Below are 21,763 nucleotides of genomic sequence, written 5' to 3'. Positions count from 1 at the left end.
CTTGCCATGCGACATAGGGTCATGCCGGTGATGTGAATTACTCTAGCCAGAAAAAATATAGCAACTAGCTAGTCGTGCGGCGAGTCATTTGCCAATTAATGAGACGATGATTTGCCCGGACGCGGCGCGCGAGCAAGGTTGATGACATTGCAATTGATCATTTGTTTGCCGGCATGCTCAAAGTTAACTGTTACGTTCATCCCAACGATCGACTGGACCTGACCAATTCCCCAATTGGGTTGATCTGGATGGATCACAAATTCACCGAGACTGAAATAAAGCAAAGGCTTAAATCCATGGCGTTAGGGATTACGAAAAGGCACCAAAAGGGCCAGTTTATGTCCTGCCATGAATGGCTGGCTGCTGGCAAGCCTGTTTCGCGCCAAATCTAAAGTTGGGCGCTGCTTAATAGGTAATCCGGTACCGGATAATCCGGCACAAGATAATCCGAGACTCAATGGTAAGAAAAAGAGTGCCCGCCAGCGCGAAAAGGCGGGGCGGCGTTGACAAGGGGGGAGGCTGCGCCATTACCACCCCCAAAAGGGAGATGGATTGGAGGAGCAGGCGCAGCCTCAACAGGCACTGGTCAAAATTAAGGTGCAAAACCTGGTTTTTAAAATTTAACCAGTTTTCTCCAGCGCCTGATAATCGCGGATTTCTCTTAATGTGTAGCCTTGTCCCCAGATTGTATCGATGTTGAGGCCTTCGGTGCCATTATCGACCAGCTTGCGACGAAGCTTGCAAATGAACACATCGATGATTTTTGGCTCTGGCTCATCAATGCCGCCATAAAGATGGCTCAAGAGTGCGTCTTTACTGAGGACGGCACCCTTGCGAAGCGCCAGAAACTCAATGATACGGAATTCCTTCGCGGTCAGATCAAGCCGTTTTTCACCGACTTTCGCGTAATTTCGACTAAGATCGAAAATCAGATTACCGACCGAAATTGTCGCTGATCCATGACCATGCGTGCGCCGCATAATGGCATCCAGATTCGCCATTAATTCATAGCGGTCAAATGGCTTGGTCAGATATCCGTCAGCACCCGCGCCAAGCGCAGTAATCTTTTCATCAATGCCGCTATTGCCGGAAATTACCAATATGAGAACAAGCATATGGTTTTTCCGCACCAATCGAGCAAGTCGGGTTCCGTCACCATCGGGAAGGTTAAGGTCAAGCAGGATAGCGTCGATTCGACTGTGCTTTAATTCTAATAGCGTTGTTTCGATAGTGTTTGCCGTTGTCTTGAAGTGGCCAGCTTCCTCTATTGTCATGCCAAGAACATCTGCGACAATTGGATCATCTTCAACTATGAGTACATGCATTTTGAAAACTCTCTCTCGATTCCGGTTACAATTTTATCACTCTTGCTTTTTGCGCGAACTTAACAGAACCATTGTCACATCTCAAAAACTGAGGGATCTCGCGCTGATCTCTGATATTCAAAAGGTTAAGCGGGTAACAGCGTGGTCACAAATTACATATGCGTGACTAATTTTTAATAATGTTTTTTAATGGTTGCACGAAAACGGATAGGCATTTTTGGCCAGAATGCACTTGCGGTAAAATTCGATTCAGTGTATCCGACACCACTCTTTACGGCCGTCTTTACGGCAAACTTCAATTTGATTACGAAGGTGATGAAATGAAGACCAAAAAGGCTATTTCCGACGAAACGCAGATTGTCTTGCCGGATAATGCGGACATGACGAAGAGTGCGGCGCGCGCCAAAGTAGAAAAGCAAGCCAAAGTTAAGGCGGGTACGATTGCGCAGAACATGTTGCCAGAAGATTATCGACCCAGCGAAGACGAAGAATTCATGAACCCCATGCAGCTGCTGTATTTCCAGCGGAAATTGGAAGCATGGAAAGCTGAATTGTTGGATGATGCAAACGGTACCATTACTGGATTGTCGCAGGAAAACTTGCACCAGCCAGACCAAATGGATCGTGCGCAAATCGAAAGCAATGCGGCGCTTGACCTTAGAACGCGGGATCGTGAGCGCAAATTATTGCAAAAAATCGAGGCGGCATTGAGGCGTATTGAAGATGGCAGCTATGGCTATTGCGTCGAAACTGACGAGCCGATTAATCTGCGGCGTCTCGAGGCGCGGCCCATTGCCTCGCTCAGCCTGCATGCACAAGAACGCCACGAGCGTATGGAGCGCGTCCACCGCGACGATTAGAGCCTGCCTGAAATAGGGATCAATAAAAAACAGCCACCGTGCCACCCAGCCAATTTGGGCGCCAACCGATTTGGGCGCCAATCAAGTTGGGTATCAACCTACTGGGCATAAACGTGGCTGTTCGGCCTTGCCTTTGTATCAGTCTTGTCGTCTGCACATGAATAAGACGGCATCATCCTGCGTCCCCGCTGCCCCCTAAAATCGGCGAAGCCAAAAACCCAGCCAAGCCAAAAAACAGCCGAGCCAAAAACCCAGCCAAGCGATAAAAATGGAACAAAAGGTGAAAATATGCTTGCAATTAGAACAAAACAGGTACATCATGGCGACTAACGCTCAAAACGGCGCCCCGCAAAACGCCGTTACGCAAAATGGCTTACTGGGGACTTTAGATACTGGGCCATAAATACTGGGCCGCGTTGTTCATGGATATCGGGACAGCAAAGACGGGTAGGGGCGTTGATATAAGCATGGACAGGTGTCGGTGGTTGTGCAACTAAGGAGGCATAAATGGCTGGAGTTGTAGTGGATCTCAAAATGAAGAGTGATGATAAAAACAAGGCGCTTGAAGCGGCGATTGGGCAGATTGAAAAGGCCTTTGGTAAGGGCTCGGTCATGAAGCTTGGCCAACGCGAATCTGCGGTGGATGTACAGGCGATTTCGACTGGATCGCTAGGCCTTGATATTGGTCTTGGTATTGGCGGTTTCCCGAAAGGGCGGATTGTTGAAATCTATGGCCCAGAATCATCAGGGAAAACCACGCTGGCGCTTCATGCTGTTGCCGAAGCGCAAAAAGACGGCGGCATTTGTGCATTTGTTGACGCTGAACATGCGCTCGATCCGGCTTATGCGCGCAAGCTTGGGGTCAATATTGATGATCTGTTGATTTCGCAGCCTGATGCCGGTGAGCAGGCACTTGAAATTGCCGATACTCTGGTTCGGTCTGGAGCGGTTGATGTGCTTGTTGTTGACTCGGTTGCCGCGTTGGTGCCGCGTGCCGAATTAGAAGGCGAAATGGGCGACCATCATGTTGGGCTTCATGCGCGTTTGATGAGTCAAGCCTTACGCAAGCTAACATCGTCAATTGCACGCTCAAACTGTCTGGTGATTTTTATTAACCAGATTCGCCTAAAGATCGGCGTTATGTTTGGCAATCCGGAGACGACAACCGGTGGTAACGCGTTGAAATTTTACGCCTCTGTGCGTCTGGATATTCGCCGGATTGGCGCGATTAAGGACCGTGATGAGGTGGTTGGTAACCAGACCCGTGTTAAGGTCGTGAAAAATAAGGTTGCGGCGCCATTTAGAACGATTGAATTCGATATCATGTATGGCGAGGGCATCTCGAAAATGGGTGAATTGCTCGACCTCGGTGTTGCTGCTGGTATTGTTGATAAATCGGGGGCATGGATTTCCTATAAGGGGCAGCGTATTGGCCAAGGCCGCGAGAACGCAAAGAATTTCCTGCGTGAAAATGCGGAACTTGCTGCCGAAATCGAAGGGGCGATCAGGCAGAATGCGGGACTTGTTGGCGATCAGATGCTGGATAACTCTATCGCCGATAGTGAGGAGGCAAAGTTGCCGGACTCGCCCGATTTGCCTGATTTACCCAACACACCCTAGCCCGGCGCAATTTAGCCCGGCGCACCAGATATAAAAAACTGGCATTGTCGTGTCAGTATCCGGCGCGGGTGTCATGTAAAACATGTTAATGGTCAGTCTCGTTTTCGGGGCTGGCCATTTTCTGTCCGCGAGGATTGGTGAGAGACGCCGCAACATAGTTATGCGGCTAGCGCCAAAACGCAATTGGATTCCGAGGGGCTTTCGAGGGGGTTCTTGGATGAATTCCAATCAATTTAATCAAGTTGATCTGGACAGATACCCCCTACGGCGGGTAGATAATAACCGCAATTAAATGGGTTTTGCGCGGTGTATTTTTTTGTTGGTTATCAGCAGGGATAAACCGCCGCGAGCCAGATGCTGTACTGGGGGCAGTTTTTATGTCGAGTGTGAATGATATCCGCGCCACTTTTTTGGATTATTTTGGCAAGAACGGACATGAAATTGTCGCCTCTAGTCCGCTTGTACCACAAAATGATCCGACCCTGATGTTTGCCAATTCGGGAATGGTGCAATTCAAAAACCTGTTTACCGGTGCCGAGACGCGTGATTATGTTCGGGCCACCACTGCGCAGAAATGTGTGCGCGCCGGTGGCAAGCATAATGATCTGGAAAATGTTGGGTATACGGCGCGTCATCATACATTTTTTGAAATGCTCGGTAATTTTTCCTTTGGCGATTATTTCAAGGAAAATGCGATCGAGCTTGCATGGCGTTTAATCACCAAGGAATATGGTCTTGATGCGTCAAAATTGCTGGTGACCGTCTATCACGAGGATGATGAGGCAGCCAATCTGTGGAAAAAAATTGCCGGCCTTGGCGATGATCGCATTATCCGCATTGCCACTTCTGATAATTTCTGGGCGATGGGTGATACCGGTCCTTGCGGCCCGTGTTCCGAAATTTTCTTTGATCATGGTGATCATATTCCGGGTGGCCCGCCGGGGTCTCCTGATGAAGATGGTGACCGGTTTATCGAGATTTGGAATCTGGTTTTCATGCAGTTTGAGCAGATGCCGAACCAACGTATCAATCTGCCAAAGCCGTCTATTGATACTGGCATGGGGCTAGAGCGTATCGCCGCCGTCCTGCAGGGCAAGCATGATAATTACGATATTGATTTGATGCGATCACTGATCGAGGCGTCGGCTGATGTGTCCGGCACGGATGCGGACGGCGCCCATAATGTATCGCACCGGGTGGTCGCCGATCATCTGCGGGCATCCTCCTTTTTGATCGCTGATGGTGTTTTGCCTTCAAATGAGGGGCGGGGCTATGTGTTGCGCCGGATCATGCGGCGGGCGATGCGGCACATTCATCAAATGGGGTGCACCGATCCGACAATGTACCGGCTTGTGCCAACATTGGTTGCCGAGATGGGCGCGCAATATGGCGAACTTGGACGGGCGCAATCGCTGATTACCGAGACATTAAAACTTGAGGAAACACGTTTTAAGGAAACGCTTGGTCGCGGGCTGCGGATCTTAAATGATGAGGTCGCTGGCAAGGCATCAGGCGGCACGCTGGACGGGGCCACGGCGTTCAAACTTTATGACACATTCGGGTTCCCGCTTGATCTTACCCAAGATTTCATGCGTGGCTATGGCTGGCAGGTTGACCTTGACGGATTTAACGCCGCGATGGATGCGCAAAAGGCGAATGCGCGTCGGGCATGGAGCGGGTCTGGTGACAGCGCCACCGAAACCATTTGGCTTGATCTGGCGCAAAATTTGGAAGCCACCGAATTTCTTGGTTATAGCGCGGACACGGCCGAGGCGATTGTTACCGCCCTGGTCGATGGAAATGCCGAGATTGACAATGTTGGCAAGGGTGACAAGGCGCGAATGGTGGTGAATCAAACCCCGTTTTATGGCGAGTCTGGCGGCCAAATAGGCGATGTTGGGACGATCAGCTGGGATGGCGGGTCTGCGCGCGTAACCGATACCCAGAAAACCCCGTCTGGCCTGTTTATCCATCAAATTGAGGTCGAGGCAGGCACGCTTGCCAAAGGGCAGGATGTGCGGTTGCAAATCGACGTCTCGCGGCGGTTGCGGCTTCGTTCCAATCATTCGGCAACGCATCTTTTGCATGAGGCGCTGCGGCTTGTGCTTGGTGATCACGTTGCGCAGAAGGGCTCGCTTGTCAGTCCAGACAGGCTGCGGTTTGACTTTTCCCATCAAAAAGCCGTCTCGCCGGACGAGTTAAAGCAGGTACAGCAGATTGTGAATGCGCGAATTCGGATGAATTCAGACGTTACTACCCGTATCATGACCCCCGACGCCGCGATTGAGCTTGGTGCTTTGGCGCTATTTGGCGAAAAATACGGCGATGAAGTGCGCGTTGTGCAGATGGGCGGCGTTGCCGACGATAACCCGAACAAGGCGTGGTCGGTCGAATTATGCGGCGGAACCCATGTTGGCCGGACAGGCGATATCAGCTTGCTTAAAATTATTTCAGAATCTGCTGTTGCTGGCGGCGTGCGCCGGATCGAGGCGGTAACGCACGAGGGCGCGCTGGCTTGGATTGAGGGGCGTGATGCAATTTTGACTAAAACGGCGGATCTCTTGAAAATTGCCCCGGAACAGCTTGCCGAACGTGTGGCTCAACTGGTTGATGACCGCAAAAAAGCCGAGCGTGATATAAGCCAGTTGCGTCGTAAACTGGCCGCCGGTGGGGGCGTTGGCGGTAAGGACAGTGATGTCATCAATGGGATTAATTTTGTGGGGCGATTGCTCGACGACACCCCCGCGCGTGAGCTAAAATCAATGGCTGATGAAATCAAATCGTCGGTTGAAAATGCGGTAATCTGTCTGGTGGCAACCGATGCTGGCAAGGCGTCGATCGTTGTTGCGGTAACGGCCGATCTTGCTGGCCGGAAAAATGCAGTTGATCTTGTGAAAATTGGCTCGGCGGCGCTTGGCGGTGGCGGTGGTGGTGGCCGGCCAGATATGGCACAGGCCGGCGGCCCCGATGCAGATAAGGCAGCCGATGCAATAAAGGCCGTTTCCGCCGCCCTCTAAATGGGGTGTTGGCAATGGCCTCATTCTCTTTGCCCCGCAGTTGGGGTGTGTTGTGAACATCATTTTAAAAGGCAATCATCATGTCAGATAACGCCAATCCTGATCTAATCTACACCAAGGTCGACGAGGCACCAGAACTTGCCAGCGCGTCACTCTTGCCGATTATCAACCGGTTTGTAAGGCCCGCCGGATTAACTGTCGGGCGTCGTGATATCTCGCTTGCGGGGCGGGTGATTGCCGCATTTCCTGAAATGCTGACCGAAACCCAGCGCCAGTCGGACGATCTGGCCGAGCTTGGTGAGTGGGTGAAAACACCTGGCGCCAATGTGATCAAACTGCCGAATATTTCAGCATCAATCCCGCAGCTGGTTGGCGTGATCTCTGAATTGCAGTCGCAAGGCTATAATCTGCCCGATTACCCCGTTGCACCGGCAAATGATGAAGAGCGCGCGATTGCCGCACGTTATGATGCGGTCAAGGGTAGCGCGGTCAACCCGGTTCTGCGCGAGGGCAATTCTGATCGGCGTTCGGCGCAGGCAGTTAAAATCTATGCGCAAAATAACCCGCATTCGATGGGCGTTTGGTCGGCCGACTCGAAAACCCATGTGTCATCAATGCCATCAGGTGATTTTTTCTCGAATGAAAAATCTGCAACGCTAACCGCCGCACAGGCCGGCAAGGCAAGGATCGAATTCGAAAATGCCGCTGGTGCTGTTACCGTGCTGAAAGAGGGGCTGAATTTACAGGCCGGAACCGTTGTTGATGCGTCATTCATGAGCCTTGCGACCTTGCGGGCGTTTCTGCGTGACGAGCTGGTTGATGCAAAGAAAAAGGGCGTGTTGTTCTCAGTCCATCTAAAAGCAACCATGATGAAGGTTTCCGATCCAATCATTTTTGGTCAGGCCGTTGCCGTTCTGCTTGAGGATTTTGTTGCAAAACATGGTGACGTCTTGCGCGATCTGGGCATGGATTACAACCTTGGCCTTAGCGATCTTGAGGCGCGGATTGCAACGCTTGGCGATGATAAGCGCGCCGCGCTAGAGGCTGATCTGGCGGCGTGTTTTGAGGCTAACCCACCGCTTTATATGGTGAATTCGGACAAGGGCCTGAGTAATTTCCATGTGTCGTCAGATGTCATTATTGACGCGTCAATGCCAGCGCTGATCCGCGCTGGCGGTAAGGGCTGGGGGCCAGATGGCACCGAGCAGGATTGCAAATGCGTCATTCCTGATAATTCCTATGCGCCGGTGTATGAAGAGGCGATCAATTTCTTCAAGAAGAACGGCGCGCTGAATCCGGCGACTGCTGGCTCGGTATCCAATGTCGGACTAATGGCGCAAAAGGCCGAGGAATATGGATCACATCCGACAACCTTTCAGATGACCGAAGATGGTGTCATGCGCTATGTGTTGGAAAATGGTGAGATACTGCATGAACATCAGGTTCAAAAAGGCGATATCTGGCGTTCATCAAGCACCAATAAGGCGCCGATCGAAGATTGGGTCAAGCTTGGCCTTGCCCGGCAGAAGGCGACTGGTGCCGAAGCGGTATTCTGGCTGAATGAGGCGCGCCCACATGATGCGGAAATCATTGCTTATGTGAAATCAATGCTTGATCAGCTTGGTGTTGCGCTGTCATCGGTTAAAATCATGGCGCCGCGTGAGGCCACCAGATTCTCGCTTGAGGTGATTACCGCTGGCAAGGATTGTATCTCGATCACGGGGAATGTGCTTCGCGATTACCTAACCGATCTGTTCCCGATCCTAGAGCTTGGTACCTCGGCAAAGATGCTGTCCGTGGTCAAGCTGATGAATGGCGGCGGCCTGTTCGAAACGGGTGCCGGTGGGTCGGCACCAAAGCATGTCCAGCAATTGGTTGAGCAGGGGCATCTGCGCTGGGACTCGCTTGGTGAGTTTTGCGCCTTGGGGGAATCACTGAACTTCATCGCCGAGTCAACGGGTAACAGCAAGGCCGGTGTTCTTGGCAAGGCAGTCGATATTGCAACGCAGCGGCTGTTGGAAAATGACAAGTCGCCAGCCCGCCGTGTTGGCCAGACCGATACGCGTGACAGCCATTATTATTTTGCACGCTACTGGGCTGAGGCGCTTGCCGCACAAACCGGCGATCAGGATTTGCGCGATGATTTTGCTGCGCTGGCTGCATCATTGTCACAAAATGAAGATAAAATCGTCGCCGAATTAGCGTCAACCCAAGGCAAGCCGTGCGACCTTGGCGGTTATTACCACGCCGATACTGTTAAAGTTGATAAGGTCATGCGGCCAAGCGCAACATTTAACAGCATCATCGGATAAGGAATTGCCGCGAGAGCAAAGGCCAGCAGCCTCTTGCCGACGTGGCGGTTACATTAAAGATTTCAAATCATACGGTGATTTCGCCCTTGATATTGCCCTGATAATGATATTTGGTCGGATTGAGTCAGTGTCCATCTGTCATTATCGGGGGTTCTTTTGCCGGATATCAGGCGTCATATACGCGTTTGATCTGGCGGGAAAATGGTATCAAGCTGGTCCATTAAACTGTCCAGATCATCAACATGATCGAAATGACCAGTGTGACCGTGATGCATAAAGCCCTGATCAATAATGTTTTGAAACATGGTCAGCATTGAATCCCAATAGCCGTTTAGATTGACGATGATAATCGGTTTTTTATGCAGTCCCAATTGTCGCCATGTGATGATCTCCATCGTTTCATCCAACGTGCCAAGCCCGCCCGGAAGAATGATAAAGGCGTCAGCCATATCATACATCATGGCTTTGCGCTCATGCATTGAATCGATAATATGAAGGTCGGTAACGCCTTTATGCCCAACCTCTACATTGTCCAGAAACTGGGGAATAATGCCGGTAACGCGGCCGTCGACGGCCAACACCCCATCAGCGACAGCGCCCATCAGGCCTCGTTTACCGCCACCATAGACCAGCCCCAAACCACGCGATCCGATCATCTGGCCCAATTGATAGGCACCATCCTTATAGGTTGGGTTGGTGCCGGCTGCGGCACCTGTAAATACACAAACTTTTTTCATTCGGAATCCTTTTAATACCAGACCTGCACCTAACTGACATTGAACCTTAACGCAATTAGGATTACTCTGTTAACAGTCAATCTCGATGGGACAGGAAACCACATAAGTGCGCTGGATACTCTACATTCTTTTTGCGGTTGGTGGAGTTCTGGTTGCGATTGCGCTCTCGATGGTGTTTCTTGATGATGAAACTCGGCAGATAGAGCCGCAAAGCCAATCAATTGATATATCAAAGCCGGCGCCTACGGTTTTGGAACCGGCAGGCAGCGATCCTTCAGTCTCGCCGCAATCAAATTTGCGCACCGGTGCGGCCTCGCCACCGCCATTGATTATAGATCTGGCGCGGGTCAAGCCTGATGGTGCGGCAGTCTTTGCCGGTACGGCTGCCCCGAATTCAAAAATCAGTATTTTTGAAGGCGATATTCTGCTTGGCGAAACGATTGCCGATGGCAGTGGTGAATGGGTCATTGTGCTGGAAAAAATGCTCGCACCCGGCCAGCATCTCATTTCTGTTGCAATGGAACGTCCGGACGGCTTGACCGAGCTTGCCGATCGCAGTCTGGCGTTAGAAATATATCAAGATGCCGACACCAAGCCCTTGGTTGCGCTATTGCCAGAAACCGCCACCGAAGTGCCTGTGTTAATTCAGTCGCCGGATGATGCCGATCTGGCGCAACCGGCAACCAGCCCCGATAATGCGACTGTAGAAACCTCGGCTGCTGAGCCTCAGCCGGTTATCGGTGCAACCCCGCTTGCCGCTCTGGCGCCAAGTGCCATTGTCTGGCGCGATGCGAGTAATATTCTGATATCAGGCTCATCGCGCGGCGGCATCAAGGTAACGGCAACTGATCCAAAGCGTAGCTTTGGCGAGGCGTTGGTGCTTGCCGATGGGGATTGGCAAATTGCCGGTAGTCTGGATGTCAATGTGAAGGTGAACCATCTTCGCTTTGAGCTTTATGATGAGGCCAATCAGGTGATTGCGCATTATGATCTGCCGATTAGTGCGCGCGACCTTGCCAAAGGTCAGGATGGCTCGCCTCTGATCGTTGTGAACAAAGGTGATGCTTTGTGGCGCATTGCCTATCATCAGCTAGGTGACGGGGTGAAATATGTCGATATCGTGCGGCGCAACCGGCAGGATATTAGCGATCCAAACCTGATTTACCCAAAGCAGATTTTTGCGGTTCCAAAATCGACCAGCCCAATCGCCGATCAAAATTAAACCGATCGGCATTGTCAAACGGCATTTTGGATTGGCCAGCCGATAACCAGATGATTACTGGAGCTATTATTGGAGCTATTATTGAGGCCGGAAACGAACCTCGTGTCGTGAATGAGGCAAGAAGATGATATCTGGATCTGACTGGAAAATCGCTGATGATGGCTGGCCGGTGCTTGCTATGGCCGGGATTGTAACAATCGTAACCAGTTTGATTTCTTTACCGATAGGGTGTTTTGCGCTTGGTCTCATGGTGTGGCTGGCGCATGGTTTGCGGGTGCCAAACCGGCAAACAGCAGCTGACGAGCAGTCGATCTATGCGCCTACAGATGGCTTAATTCTGGATATTACGACAACAAATTTCCCTGATGGCATGATGAGTGACACGGCTGGCGTGGCACGGTGCATCACCATTCAAACACGCCTTAGCGACTTGCAATTGCAGACCAGCCCGATCACCGGCCATATTGTTGAAAATCTGCTGCTGCCCGGGCTGTTCACCTCGTGGGGCGATAATCCGGCAAGCTGGCAGGCAGCACGGCAGGTGAATGAGCGGCGCGAAATCTATATTCGCGATGCGTTTAACCGCGATATTGTGCTGGTACAGCTTGGCAGCAAGACCGCGCGTCAATTGGTTTGCCGCTTGGCTGAAGGAAAGCTAGTGCAGGCCGGCAGTCCGATCGGGATGGCGCGCATCGCAGGGGTGGTCGATCTTTATGTGCCCGCTGATTGCAAAATCACAATAAAGCGAGGCCAGCATGTGATTGCTGGTGAGACTGTGGTGGCGCAATTCGCCCGCAGACCTGCCTCCAAACAGGGTTAAAGATCATGTTTGACGCCCAAATTCGGCCAATGATTGACCAGCTGTTAAATCCGGTTGGGCGCGCTCTGGTCAGGCTTGGGGTTACAGCTAATCAGGTTACACTCGCTGGGGCTGGCTTTGGTTTGCTTGCGGCAGGCTGTGTGACATTTGAGATGTTTCAAACGGCCTTATGGCTGGTGTTGCTGAACCGCATTGCTGATGGGATCGATGGGGCGGTGGCGCGGGCTAGCCGGTCCAGCGATTTTGGCGGTTATCTTGATATTGTCAGCGATTTTATTTTTTACAGTGCAATCCCATTTGCCTTTGCGCTGGCGCGGCCGGAAAATGCGCTCGCTGCAGCGTTCCTGATTTTCAGCTTTATCGGCACCGCCAGCAGCTTTCTCGGCTTTGCCATTCTTGCTGAAAAGCATCAGGTCACAACTGAAATTCGTGGCAAGAAAACATTTTATTATCTTGGCGGCTTGACCGAAGGCGCGGAAACCGTTCTGCTGCTTCTTGCAATGCTTATCTGGCCTGACTATTTCAGTATCATGGCGTTGCTGTTCGGGCTGCTATGCTGGGTAACAACCGGCACCCGTATTTATGCGGCGTACCGCCAATTTAATGACTAACGACGGGCCTTCGGCTTATGGCAGGTCGTGTTGGCCGCCGGAACGACGCTAGATCAAGTGGGAGCGCCAGATAAATGAAATTTGGAATTGGACAATCAACTGCACGTATCGAAGATCGCCGGTTGCTGGTCGGGGCTGGCTGCTATAGCGATGATGTTGCCCCCGGGCAGGGTTTGCGTGTTGCGTTCTTGCGGGCCCCGTTTGCGCATGCGCGGCTGGTGCGGCTTGACGTAGCGCCAGCGCAGCAGCTGGGCGGGGTTCATCTGGTCGCGACACAAGCCGATCTTGACGCTGACAAGGTCGGCGACATTCAGTGCCAATATCGACCGCCATTGATCGGTGGCGGCAAGATGCATCTTGTCAGCAAGCCTGCCATGGTGCGTGATATCAATCGCCATGCTGGTGATATCGTTGCGATGGTCGTGGCCGAAACTGAGGAGATTGCCAATTCTGCGGTCGAGTTGATCGAGGCAGAGTTTGAAACTATGCCCGCGGTGACCGACATTTACGCCGCGATGAAGGATGGTGCACCCCAGCTTTATGCCTGTTATCCCAATAATATCGCCTTTGAATGGGGGGCTGGTAAACTTGACGAGGCCCAAGTTGCGATGGATGACGCCGCCAAGGCCGGACATCAGATCATTGAGATTGATGTGGTGAATAACCGCATTGTGATTAATTCGATGGAAACCCGCCCGATTGTTGCCGCGCCGGGTGCGCGTGATGGCACGCTAGATATCTGGTGCGGAACACAAGGCGCTGTTGTTATTGCCGACCAGATTGCCACAGCACTATCAATGGAACGCGCTGATGTGAGGGTTCAAACTGGCGATGTGGGTGGCAGTTTCGGCTTTAAGATTTTTCTGCATCCTGAACAGGTATGCGTGGCTTGGGCGGCACGGCGTCTTGGGCAAATGGTGCGCTGGCAGCAGGCACGGTCTGACGGGTTTGTATCTGATTTGCATGGCCGTGATAACCGGTCACGGGCGCGTGCGGCGTTTGATAAGGATGGCCGTGTATTGGCGCTTCAGGTTACCGCGCACGCTAATCTTGGTGCGTGGCTGTCGAATTACTCAACCTATATTCCGACTTTATCGGGAAGCCGAACCCTAACCACCAATTATGATATCCAAGCGGCAAGCCTGCGGGTGATTGGCGTCATGACAAACACACCAGCCATTGACGCCTATCGCGGTGCCGGTCGCCCAGAGGCCAATTATCTGATTGAACGGCTGATGGACCATATCGCCGCTAAAACCGGCAAAAGCCGCATTGATGTGCGCCGGGTCAATATGATCAAGTCAAGCCAAATCCCCTATGAAATGGTTTCGGGGGGCGTGATCGATTCCGGTGAAATGACGGAATTGTTCGAAATGGCAATCGACATCGCCGATGTTGCCGGTTTTGCCGGCCGCAAGGCAGCGTCGGCGGAACAGGGCAAGCTGCGCGGTATCGGCTTTGGGATGTATCTTGAACAGTGCGGCGGCGGTGCTGATGAGGGTGTTGATATCGAATTTCAGGATGATGGGCGGATTATTCTACACGGCTCGCAGCAATGTAACGGGCAGGGGCATCAGACCACAGTAACGCAAATTCTCTCAGACCGGCTTGGGTATGATGCTGATCTTATTACCGTCATTCAAGGTGACTCCAACCGCAGCCCACGCGGCACAACCGGCGGTGCGCGTATGACCGCGGTGCTTGGTTCGGCAACGGCACTGGCAGCGGCAAAAATCATTGATCTCGCGATGCCATTTGCAGCCGAACATCTGAGTTGTGATCCGGATGATTTGCGGTTTGATGATGGCCTGTTCTTGCGAGCGGATACGAACCAGTCAATCGCGCTTGAAGAACTTGTCCGGCATCTTGCAGTGCCGGGCGCATTACACCGGCTGAATTGCGCGCAGCCTTATGAGACCGACGGGGCAACCTATCCCTATGGATGCCATATTGTCGAGGTGGATATTGATCAGGCCACCGCGGCGGTTGAAATTGTCAGCTATCATGTGGTTGATGATTTTGGGCTTGTGATTAACCCGATGACGCTTGCTGGCCAGATACATGGCGGCATTGCCCAAGGGGTCGGTCAGGCGCTTTTGGAAAATGTTGTCTATGACGAGTCGGGTCAGCTTATCTCAGGTTCACTAATGGATTATGCGCTTCCACGTGCCGATCACTTTCCCGGTTTCAAGATCAGTATGCGCAATACGCCTTGTGCAAATAATGCGCTTGGCATCAAGGGGGCGGGTGAGGCCGGTGCCATTGGGGCGCCGCAAGCGATGATTTCGGCCATTTGTGATGCGCTTGGCATAACCCATATTGATATGCCAGCGACACCATTGGCGATTTTCAATGCCATGAGAGCCAAACAGGCCCGAGGGCACAATGATGAAAGGGTCTAGAATATGAGTGAAAAAATCGTCAAAACAGATGATGAGTGGCGCGCGCAGCTGACCGAGGAGCAATATCAGGTTACCCGTAATCATGCTACCGAAAGAGCGTTTAGCGGGCGTCTTGACAAGCATTATGAGGCGGGCAGCTATCACTGTATTTGTTGTGGAACGCCGCTATTTTCATCCGATACGAAATTTGACTCAAGATCAGGCTGGCCTAGTTTTTACGCGCCAATTGACGAGGCTAATATCGGCAAAACCGTAGATGAAAGCTTTTTTATGCGCCGCACCGAGGTGCATTGTGATCGCTGTGATGCGCATCTGGGCCATGTGTTCCCCGATGGCCCACAACCAACCGGCCTTCGCTATTGCATTAATTCTGCGTCACTCGATTTTATTGATGACACTAGCGATTAGCGGTACGCCAAGGCCGGTAGCTGGGCCGTTAGATGGGCCGTTAGATGGTAAAGACCGGGTGCCGGCTTAGCTGTTATGCTGGCCCGTCTTGCCGTTCATTTTGCCATGATGGTGCTGTTTTATCTGTGACATTTCATTGTCATCCAAGGCGCCATCGCCATTCATATCCATGCGGTTAAACATCGCGATCATACGGGCGTTGAACTCGGACTTGTCGAGGGTGCCATTCCTGTCGCGGTCGAGATGCTGAAAGCGCCGGTCCTGACGGCTGGTCAGCTCATCAAGCGTGATCAGACCATCATTATTCGTATCGAGTTTCTTTGCCATAACCTTGGCGCGTTTGTGCGCAGACGTTTCGATATCGGCATTGGCAAGTCCGGTGATAATACTGCCAGAGATAAGCAAGCTGGCGCCAATGATGTAGGGAAAATAACGCTGTTTCATAAAGATGTTCCTTTGGCCGTGTTTTGTCATAGAATTGTCATTGATGGAGATGTCCATGTTGACACCGGCACCCGCCAAGACTGTGGGTGATGCCCCAGCCAATGCCGGTGTCACCAGCATATAATCATGGTGAATAGAGGCCAAAAATAGGCGTGCTAATGCTTATTTCGGGGTCATAGCTTGGCCTAAATATGGCCAAGATTTGCTAGGATTAAGGCAGGCATGACTTGCATTTCATCAATAGCGCGCATAGCTTGACGTCAATTTAGTGGCCGGTTGATTGGCCGGTTGATGATGAGCCCTTAGCGTGGGTTCAAGACAAGCGCCGTGCCACGGCGCTTATGCAATGGGAACAGGGCTAATGTCTTTGCCACCGGAACATAAATTGCCAGATGATATGCCATGGGTTGAGGGCACGACGCGCATCTTTGGCGTTATTGCGCATCCGGTTGATCATGTCCGGGCGCCAATGGTGTTTAACCCGCGCTTTGCCGCGGCTGGTTTGCCGCATATCATGGTACCGATTGAGGCGCCGCCAGATCGGCTAGCTAGGGTGATTGACGGGTTGCGTGCGATGCCTAATTTTGGCGGGCTGGCGGTGACAATTCCGCATAAAATGCCGCTGGCTGATTTATGCGATACGCTGGGCACGGCGGCGCAGTTAACCGGCGCGGTCAACGCGGTTCGCTTTGATGCTGATGGCCTGATGCATGGTGATAATTTTGATGGCGCCGGATTTGTGGCCGGCTGTATTGGCAATGGGTATCAGCTGGCTGGTCGAACAATTCTACTAATTGGTGCTGGCGGGGCTGCACGGGCGATTGCGGCGGCATTGACCGAGGCAAAAATTGGCAAATTGATTATCGCAAACCGGAGTGTTGAAAAGGCCGAAAATCTGGCGCGGTTGCTAGGTGAAAAAACTGGCTTTACCGCGGTGGTTGCGATGCCGCTTGCTGATTGTAACGGCGTGGATGCTGATATGATCATTAATGGCACCAGCCTTGGCCTGAAGCCTGATGATGATTTGCCGTTGGCATTGGATGCGGTGCGATCGGAAACGGTGATTGCCGATATTATCATGGTGCCAGCCGAAACACGATGGCTGGCAGCGGCAAAAATGGCTGGACATAAGGTGCACTATGGGCGGCATATGCTGGATTACCAGATCGACCTGATAGGGAAATTTATTGGCGCGCTATAGCCAATCACCGATTCGGTCATTGAGTTCGCCGGATCAGACAGCTATAACTGGGCAACCAACGATGGCATGGTTGTTGAAAACGAGGATGTGAATGACTGATACCGCAAATGTTTGGACTGATGACCGCCTTGAAAAGCTAAAAGAGCTGTGGTCACAAGGCCTGTCCATTTCGCAAATTGGCGAGGCTCTTGGCGTTTCGCGTAATGCGATTGCGGGTAAGGCGCATCGGATGGGGCTGCCCAAGCGCCCATCACCAATCAGCCGGCCAAAGGTTGAAAAGCCAAAGGTTGTTGTGCCTGAACCGGTTGAAAATCTGCCGTTGCGCCTTGAGTTACGCCAGCTTGAATGGTCGCGCAGTAAATGCTGTTGGCCGACCGGCGATCCAAAGAAAAACGGTTTTGTATTTTGCGGTGATGTGATTGTTCCGGGCAAGCCCTATTGCCTGACACATTGCCAAGAAGCCTATACAACGTCGCGCGACTCAAACTAACGCCCATGCTGAAACGCCGCGAAGACTATACGCCGCCAGCCTTTCTGGTGACAAATGTTGATCTGAATATCGATATTCATGACCAAGAAACAATGGTCACGACCAAATTGCAAATTACGCCCAATCCTGCGGTTACTGGCGGGCAAACGTTGCAGCTTGATGGCCGCGATTTAACGCTTCATACTGTGACGATTGATGGCAAGCCGCTTGCCAAAGATGCGTATCGGCTGGATCAAACCGGCCTTTACATTGATGGCATTGACAGGAATTGCGTCATTGAGACGATTGCCGAGTGCCACCCCGAAACCAATACCGCATTGGAAGGACTGTACCTTTCTGGCGGCATGTATTGCACCCAGTGCGAGCCTGAGGGGTTCCGCCGGATCGGGTTTTATCCGGATCGCCCCGACGTTATGAGCATCTTTACTGTTCGGCTGGAGGCGGCGCAGCGCTATCCGCAATTGCTGTCGAATGGCAATCTTGTTGAAACTGGCGATTGCGGCAATGGTCGGCATTTTGCGATCTGGCATGACCCGCACCCAAAGCCCAGCTATCTGTTTGCTGCCGTGGCTGGTGATCTGGATTGCGCAATTGATCATTTCGTCACCATGTCGGGGCGGCGGGTTGATCTTCATATCTATGTTGAAAAGGGCAATCTTGACCTTACTCATCATGCGATGGATTCGCTCAAGCGCTCGATGCGTTGGGATGAGGAGGTTTATGGTCTTGAATATGATCTTGACCTGTTCCAGATCGTAGCTGTTAGCCATTTCAATATGGGCGCGATGGAAAATAAGGGGTTGAATATCTTTAACAGCAAATTTGTTCTTGCTGACCCAGAAACCGCAACCGATACCGATTTACATCGTGTTGAATCGATTATAGCGCATGAATATTTTCATAATTGGACCGGTAATCGCGTGACCTGCCGCGATTGGTTTCAGCTGACCTTGAAAGAGGGGCTGACGGTATTCCGGGACCAGTGTTTTTCGGCGGATATGCATGATGCTGGCCTGCAACGCGCAGATGATGTGTCGATGTTGCGTGCAGCGCAATTCCCCGAGGATCGCAGCCCAACCGCGCATCCGATCCGGCCAGAGAGTTACCGTGAGATAAATAATTTCTACACTGCAACCGTCTATGAAAAGGGCGCTGAAGTTATCCGGATGCTTGCAGGCTATCTTGGCAAGGACGGATTCCGGCGTGGAACCGATCTTTATTTTGAACGGCATGACGGAGACGCGGTTACTTGTGATGATTTTATCGCTGCGCTTGCTGATGCAAATTCGGTTGATCTGACGGTATTTTCTGGCTGGTATTCACAAGCCGGAACCCCCGGACTTACGGCCCGCAGGGTTGCTAGCGCCCATGATACCGAACTCGCGATTGAGTTTACCCAAACGATCCCGGACACCATGGCAAAGACGCCCCGCTTGCCATTGCCGATTCCGGTGCGTATCGGGCTGGTTGGTGACGCTGGCGAGATCGTTCCATTTCGCCTTGCCCCCGATGGCCCCTTAAGCGACGAGCAGGTTATCCTGATCAGCGAAGCGGCGCATCTACAGCCGCTCTATCCGGCAACCGCTTCGCCGGTTGTGCCAAGCCTGCTGCGTAATTTTTCCGCGCCGGTTATTCTAAATGATGATTTGTCATCGGCTGAACGCTTGCATCTGATGGCTTTTGATGCGGATATGTTCAATCGCTGGGATGCGGCGCAAACGCTGCTTGCCGACCTTATTCTTGCGGTGGCTAATGACCCTGCCCACCTTGTTGATGAGGCGGCAATTACGGCGCTGGCGAAGGCTTATGCAAACAGCCTTGCTGATCCTGATTTGCTGGATATGTTCAAATCCGGCCTGTTAACCTTGCCAGCTATCTCGGTTCTGGAAAGCCGGATGCAGCCTGCTGATCCGGTGGCTCTGTTTACTGCGCGCCGCGCGGTTGAGGCTGGGCTGGGGCGGCTATTGGCGCCGCAGATCACGGCTGGGCTTGGCGCTCAAAACGCTAGAAATCTTGCCGCTACTGCGGGGGGGCGGGCTTTGTTGAACCGTCTGCTGGCGTTTGGTGTTGCGGCTGGCGATGAGGCTGCGATCAAGCTGGCATCGGCACAGGTGCATGACGAAAACATGACCTTGTCACAAGGCGCACTTGCCGCACTGAACAATTGTGATCACAAGGCGCGCACGGCCGCGTTGCAGGTGTTTCATGATCGCTGGCAAGACAGCCCACTTGTCATGGAAAAATGGTTCATGATGGAGGCAATGTCCAGCATATCAGGAACGGTTGAGCGGCTTGGCGAATTGATGACGCATCCCGCCTTTGATCCGAATAATCCGAATAAATTACGAGCGGTTCTGGGGGCGTTTATGTCCGGTAATCCGCTGCGTTTCTATGCCGAGGACGGGTCTGGTTTTGATTTTATCGGTGATTGCCTTATCGAGATCGACGCCCGCAATGCCCAGCTTGCGGCGCGGATGGCGTTGCCGTTAACGCGGATGGCGCATTATGCGCCCGAACGGCGGGCAAAAATGGGTGCGGTTCTGCAAAAGGTGCAGAAACAGGCGCAGTCAAATGATCTTCGTGAGGTTGTTGACAAGGCGCTGGCCGACCTGCCGTCACCCGCATAGACGAGAGATAAACTCAGCGCCGCAAAAAGGCCGGCACATGGCCGGTTTCAACCAGCGTGTTTCCCGAACAATCTGGCGGTGATGGTAATTCATCGTCCCGATTGCGGTTTTTACCTGTAACCGGCTTTTTATCCTGTGCAGATTTGGCTGATTTCGACGCGTCTTTGGCGCCTTTGATTGATTTTTCAGCTGTTTTTTCGGTCGATTTTTCAGCTGTTTTTTCAGTCGATTTTTCGGCTGTTTTTTCAGTCGATTTATCAGTCGATTTTTCCGCCCGTCCATTGCGCGACCGGCGCTTTGGCGCGGCTTTGGCACCATCAATTGCTGTTTGGGGGGCGTCAGAGCTATCGTTGCTAGCAATATCGCCCTTGTTATCGCCTTTGTTATCGCCTGTTTTGGCTGATATTGCCCCATCATCCTCAACAACTTTGCCGTCGACGACGGTAATTTTCGGGACTGGTTTGCCAATCAATTTCTCGATAAAGCCAATATACTTCACATCATCTTTGCTGGCGGCGATGGTAAAGGCGCGTCCAGAATTACCGGCGCGTCCGGTGCGGCCAATCCGGTGGACATAATCCTCGGCATGGCTTGGTACGTCAAAATTGAAAACATGGCTAAGGCCGGCAATATCAAGACCGCGCGCCGCCACATCCGAGGCGATCATCAATGGCACGTCGCCATCTTTGAACCGTTGCAGGGCCTCAAGCCGGGCTGATTGGGTCATGTCGCCATGCAGGGCAACGGCGGAAAATCCATGCCGTGTTAGCGATTTGATCAACTCTGCGATATCGCGTTTGCGATTGCAAAAGATCACTGCATTTTTTACTGATTCATGACGCAGAATATCGCGCAGAACCTGCCGTTTCTTTTTCACATCCGTCCAGATCAAATGCTGGGCAACGGTATCGGCTGTTGACGCCGGTGGGGCGACTTCGATGATTTTTGGGTTCATCACGAATTTTGCGCCGAGTTTTTGAATATCATCCGACAATGTTGCCGAGAAAAACAGCGTCTGGCGCATCCGCGGTAATAGACCGGCGATCCGCTCAACGTCAGGGATAAAGCCCATATCGAGCATCCGGTCGGCTTCGTCGATCACGAGAATTTTGACGTCGTTCAACAGCACTTTGCCACGCTCAAAATGGTCAAGCAGTCGGCCCGGCGTTGCAATCAACACGTCCACACCTTTGCTTAACGCGGTGTTCTGGTCAGTAAAGCTGACGCCGCCGATGAGCAGGGCCATGCTTAATTTGTGGTATGAGCTAAATTTTTCGAATGATTCAGCTACCTGCGCAGCTAGCTCGCGGGTTGGTGCGAGGATCAGTGACCGAGGCAGGCGCGCCTTGGCACGGCCCGACGCTAGAATATCAATCATCGGCAAGGTGAATGACGCGGTTTTGCCAGTACCCGTTTGTGCAGAGCCAAGAATATCTCGCCCCATCAGAACGACGGGAATGGATTTTTCCTGAATTGGTGTTGGGCTGGTGTAGCCTAAATCTGCCACGGCGCGGCTTAGCTCGTCACTGAGGCCAAGATCTGAAAATTTCAAGGATTATGTCCTTATTGATATTGACTAGAAACGTCTGGGCGCCACATCCGGAGATTTTACCAATCAATTTGATAGGTTTTCATGGGCTTTCAACGTTGCTGGTGATACAGATGAT

At 52.1% G+C, this 21,763-nt stretch carries 17 protein-coding genes; 12 read left to right on the top strand and 5 right to left on the bottom strand.

Translation table 11 applies throughout. From position 1 onward, the window contains the following. Window positions 1-95: 95 nt before the first annotated feature. On the bottom strand, window positions 96-284 hold the full coding sequence (locus AB8881_02075) for a DUF3553 domain-containing protein (protein ID XDZ63693.1): 189 nt from the start codon (window positions 282-284) through the stop codon (window positions 96-98). Between the two features lie 336 nt (window positions 285-620). Further along, a complete protein-coding gene (locus tag AB8881_02070) occupies window positions 621-1,325 on the bottom strand; it encodes a response regulator transcription factor (GenBank protein XDZ63692.1) in 705 nt (234 codons plus the stop codon). 452 nt (window positions 1,326-1,777) lie between these two features. Here AB8881_02070 and dksA point away from each other — a divergent pair, with 452 nt between their 5' ends. The 4 genes from dksA to AB8881_02050 all read left to right on the top strand — a co-directional run bounded on the left by dksA (window position 1,778) and on the right by AB8881_02050 (window position 9,134). Further along, complete coding sequence (gene dksA / locus AB8881_02065) at window positions 1,778-2,185, top strand: RNA polymerase-binding protein DksA (protein XDZ64492.1); 408 nt, start codon at window positions 1,778-1,780, stop codon at window positions 2,183-2,185. A 507-nt stretch (window positions 2,186-2,692) separates the two neighbouring features. After that, entirely contained in the window at window positions 2,693-3,805 is a 1,113-nt protein-coding gene (gene recA, locus AB8881_02060; GenBank protein ID XDZ63691.1) for a recombinase RecA, read from the top strand. 377 nt (window positions 3,806-4,182) lie between these two features. Continuing rightward, on the top strand, window positions 4,183-6,822 hold the full coding sequence (gene alaS / locus AB8881_02055) for an alanine--tRNA ligase (GenBank protein XDZ63690.1): 2,640 nt from the start codon (window positions 4,183-4,185) through the stop codon (window positions 6,820-6,822). A gap of 80 nt (window positions 6,823-6,902) precedes the next feature. Further along, on the top strand, window positions 6,903-9,134 hold the full coding sequence (locus tag AB8881_02050; GenBank protein ID XDZ63689.1) for an NADP-dependent isocitrate dehydrogenase: 2,232 nt from the start codon (window positions 6,903-6,905) through the stop codon (window positions 9,132-9,134). Window positions 9,135-9,307: 173 nt separating this feature from the next. Here AB8881_02050 and AB8881_02045 read toward each other — a convergent pair whose 3' ends face one another. Beyond that, window positions 9,308-9,871 carry a TIGR00730 family Rossman fold protein gene (locus tag AB8881_02045; protein ID XDZ63688.1) on the bottom strand — a complete coding sequence of 188 codons (564 nt, stop codon included), beginning with the start codon at window positions 9,869-9,871 and terminating at the stop codon, window positions 9,308-9,310. 106 nt (window positions 9,872-9,977) lie between these two features. Between AB8881_02045 and AB8881_02040 the strand changes: the two genes are divergently transcribed. From AB8881_02040 to msrB, 5 genes are all read left to right on the top strand, one after another. Further along, complete coding sequence (locus tag AB8881_02040; GenBank protein ID XDZ63687.1) at window positions 9,978-11,093, top strand: LysM peptidoglycan-binding domain-containing protein; 1,116 nt, start codon at window positions 9,978-9,980, stop codon at window positions 11,091-11,093. A 124-nt stretch (window positions 11,094-11,217) separates the two neighbouring features. Then, window positions 11,218-11,913, top strand: a complete 696-nt coding sequence (locus tag AB8881_02035) for a phosphatidylserine decarboxylase (GenBank protein ID XDZ63686.1) — start codon at window positions 11,218-11,220, stop codon at window positions 11,911-11,913. A 5-nt stretch (window positions 11,914-11,918) separates the two neighbouring features. Beyond that, window positions 11,919-12,524, top strand: a complete 606-nt coding sequence (locus AB8881_02030; protein ID XDZ63685.1) for a CDP-alcohol phosphatidyltransferase family protein — start codon at window positions 11,919-11,921, stop codon at window positions 12,522-12,524. 74 nt (window positions 12,525-12,598) lie between these two features. Further along, window positions 12,599-14,926 (top strand): xanthine dehydrogenase family protein molybdopterin-binding subunit, encoded by a 2,328-nt coding sequence (locus AB8881_02025; protein ID XDZ63684.1) that lies wholly within the window; start codon window positions 12,599-12,601, stop codon window positions 14,924-14,926. A 3-nt stretch (window positions 14,927-14,929) separates the two neighbouring features. Next, on the top strand, window positions 14,930-15,334 hold the full coding sequence (gene msrB / locus AB8881_02020; GenBank protein XDZ63683.1) for a peptide-methionine (R)-S-oxide reductase MsrB: 405 nt from the start codon (window positions 14,930-14,932) through the stop codon (window positions 15,332-15,334). A 66-nt stretch (window positions 15,335-15,400) separates the two neighbouring features. Here the strand turns inward: msrB and AB8881_02015 are convergent, their stop codons facing one another. Further along, window positions 15,401-15,778: an EF-hand domain-containing protein gene (locus AB8881_02015; GenBank protein XDZ63682.1), complete on the bottom strand. Its 378-nt coding sequence runs from the start codon at window positions 15,776-15,778 to the stop codon at window positions 15,401-15,403. A 346-nt stretch (window positions 15,779-16,124) separates the two neighbouring features. Between AB8881_02015 and AB8881_02010 the strand changes: the two genes are divergently transcribed. The 3 genes from AB8881_02010 to pepN all read left to right on the top strand — a co-directional run bounded on the left by AB8881_02010 (window position 16,125) and on the right by pepN (window position 20,096). Next, window positions 16,125-16,979 carry a shikimate dehydrogenase gene (locus tag AB8881_02010; GenBank protein ID XDZ63681.1) on the top strand — a complete coding sequence of 285 codons (855 nt, stop codon included), beginning with the start codon at window positions 16,125-16,127 and terminating at the stop codon, window positions 16,977-16,979. Window positions 16,980-17,070: 91 nt separating this feature from the next. Next, the gene (locus tag AB8881_02005; GenBank protein XDZ63680.1) at window positions 17,071-17,469 is read left to right on the top strand and encodes a GcrA family cell cycle regulator; all 399 of its coding nucleotides are present in this window, start codon (window positions 17,071-17,073) and stop codon (window positions 17,467-17,469) included. 5 nt (window positions 17,470-17,474) lie between these two features. After that, the gene (pepN, locus tag AB8881_02000) at window positions 17,475-20,096 is read left to right on the top strand and encodes an aminopeptidase N (protein ID XDZ63679.1); all 2,622 of its coding nucleotides are present in this window, start codon (window positions 17,475-17,477) and stop codon (window positions 20,094-20,096) included. 13 nt (window positions 20,097-20,109) lie between these two features. On the opposite strand, the gene AB8881_01995 is transcribed toward pepN, so the two are convergent. Beyond that, on the bottom strand, window positions 20,110-21,648 hold the full coding sequence (locus AB8881_01995; GenBank protein ID XDZ63678.1) for a DEAD/DEAH box helicase: 1,539 nt from the start codon (window positions 21,646-21,648) through the stop codon (window positions 20,110-20,112). Between the last annotated feature and the right edge of the window lie 115 nt (window positions 21,649-21,763).

The sequence above is a fragment of the Alphaproteobacteria bacterium LSUCC0396 genome, assembly GCA_041228345.1.
In the GTDB taxonomy this organism is placed as follows: domain Bacteria; phylum Pseudomonadota; class Alphaproteobacteria; order Puniceispirillales; family Puniceispirillaceae; genus UBA3439.
This window is presented reverse-complemented; position numbering and strand designations above follow the sequence as displayed.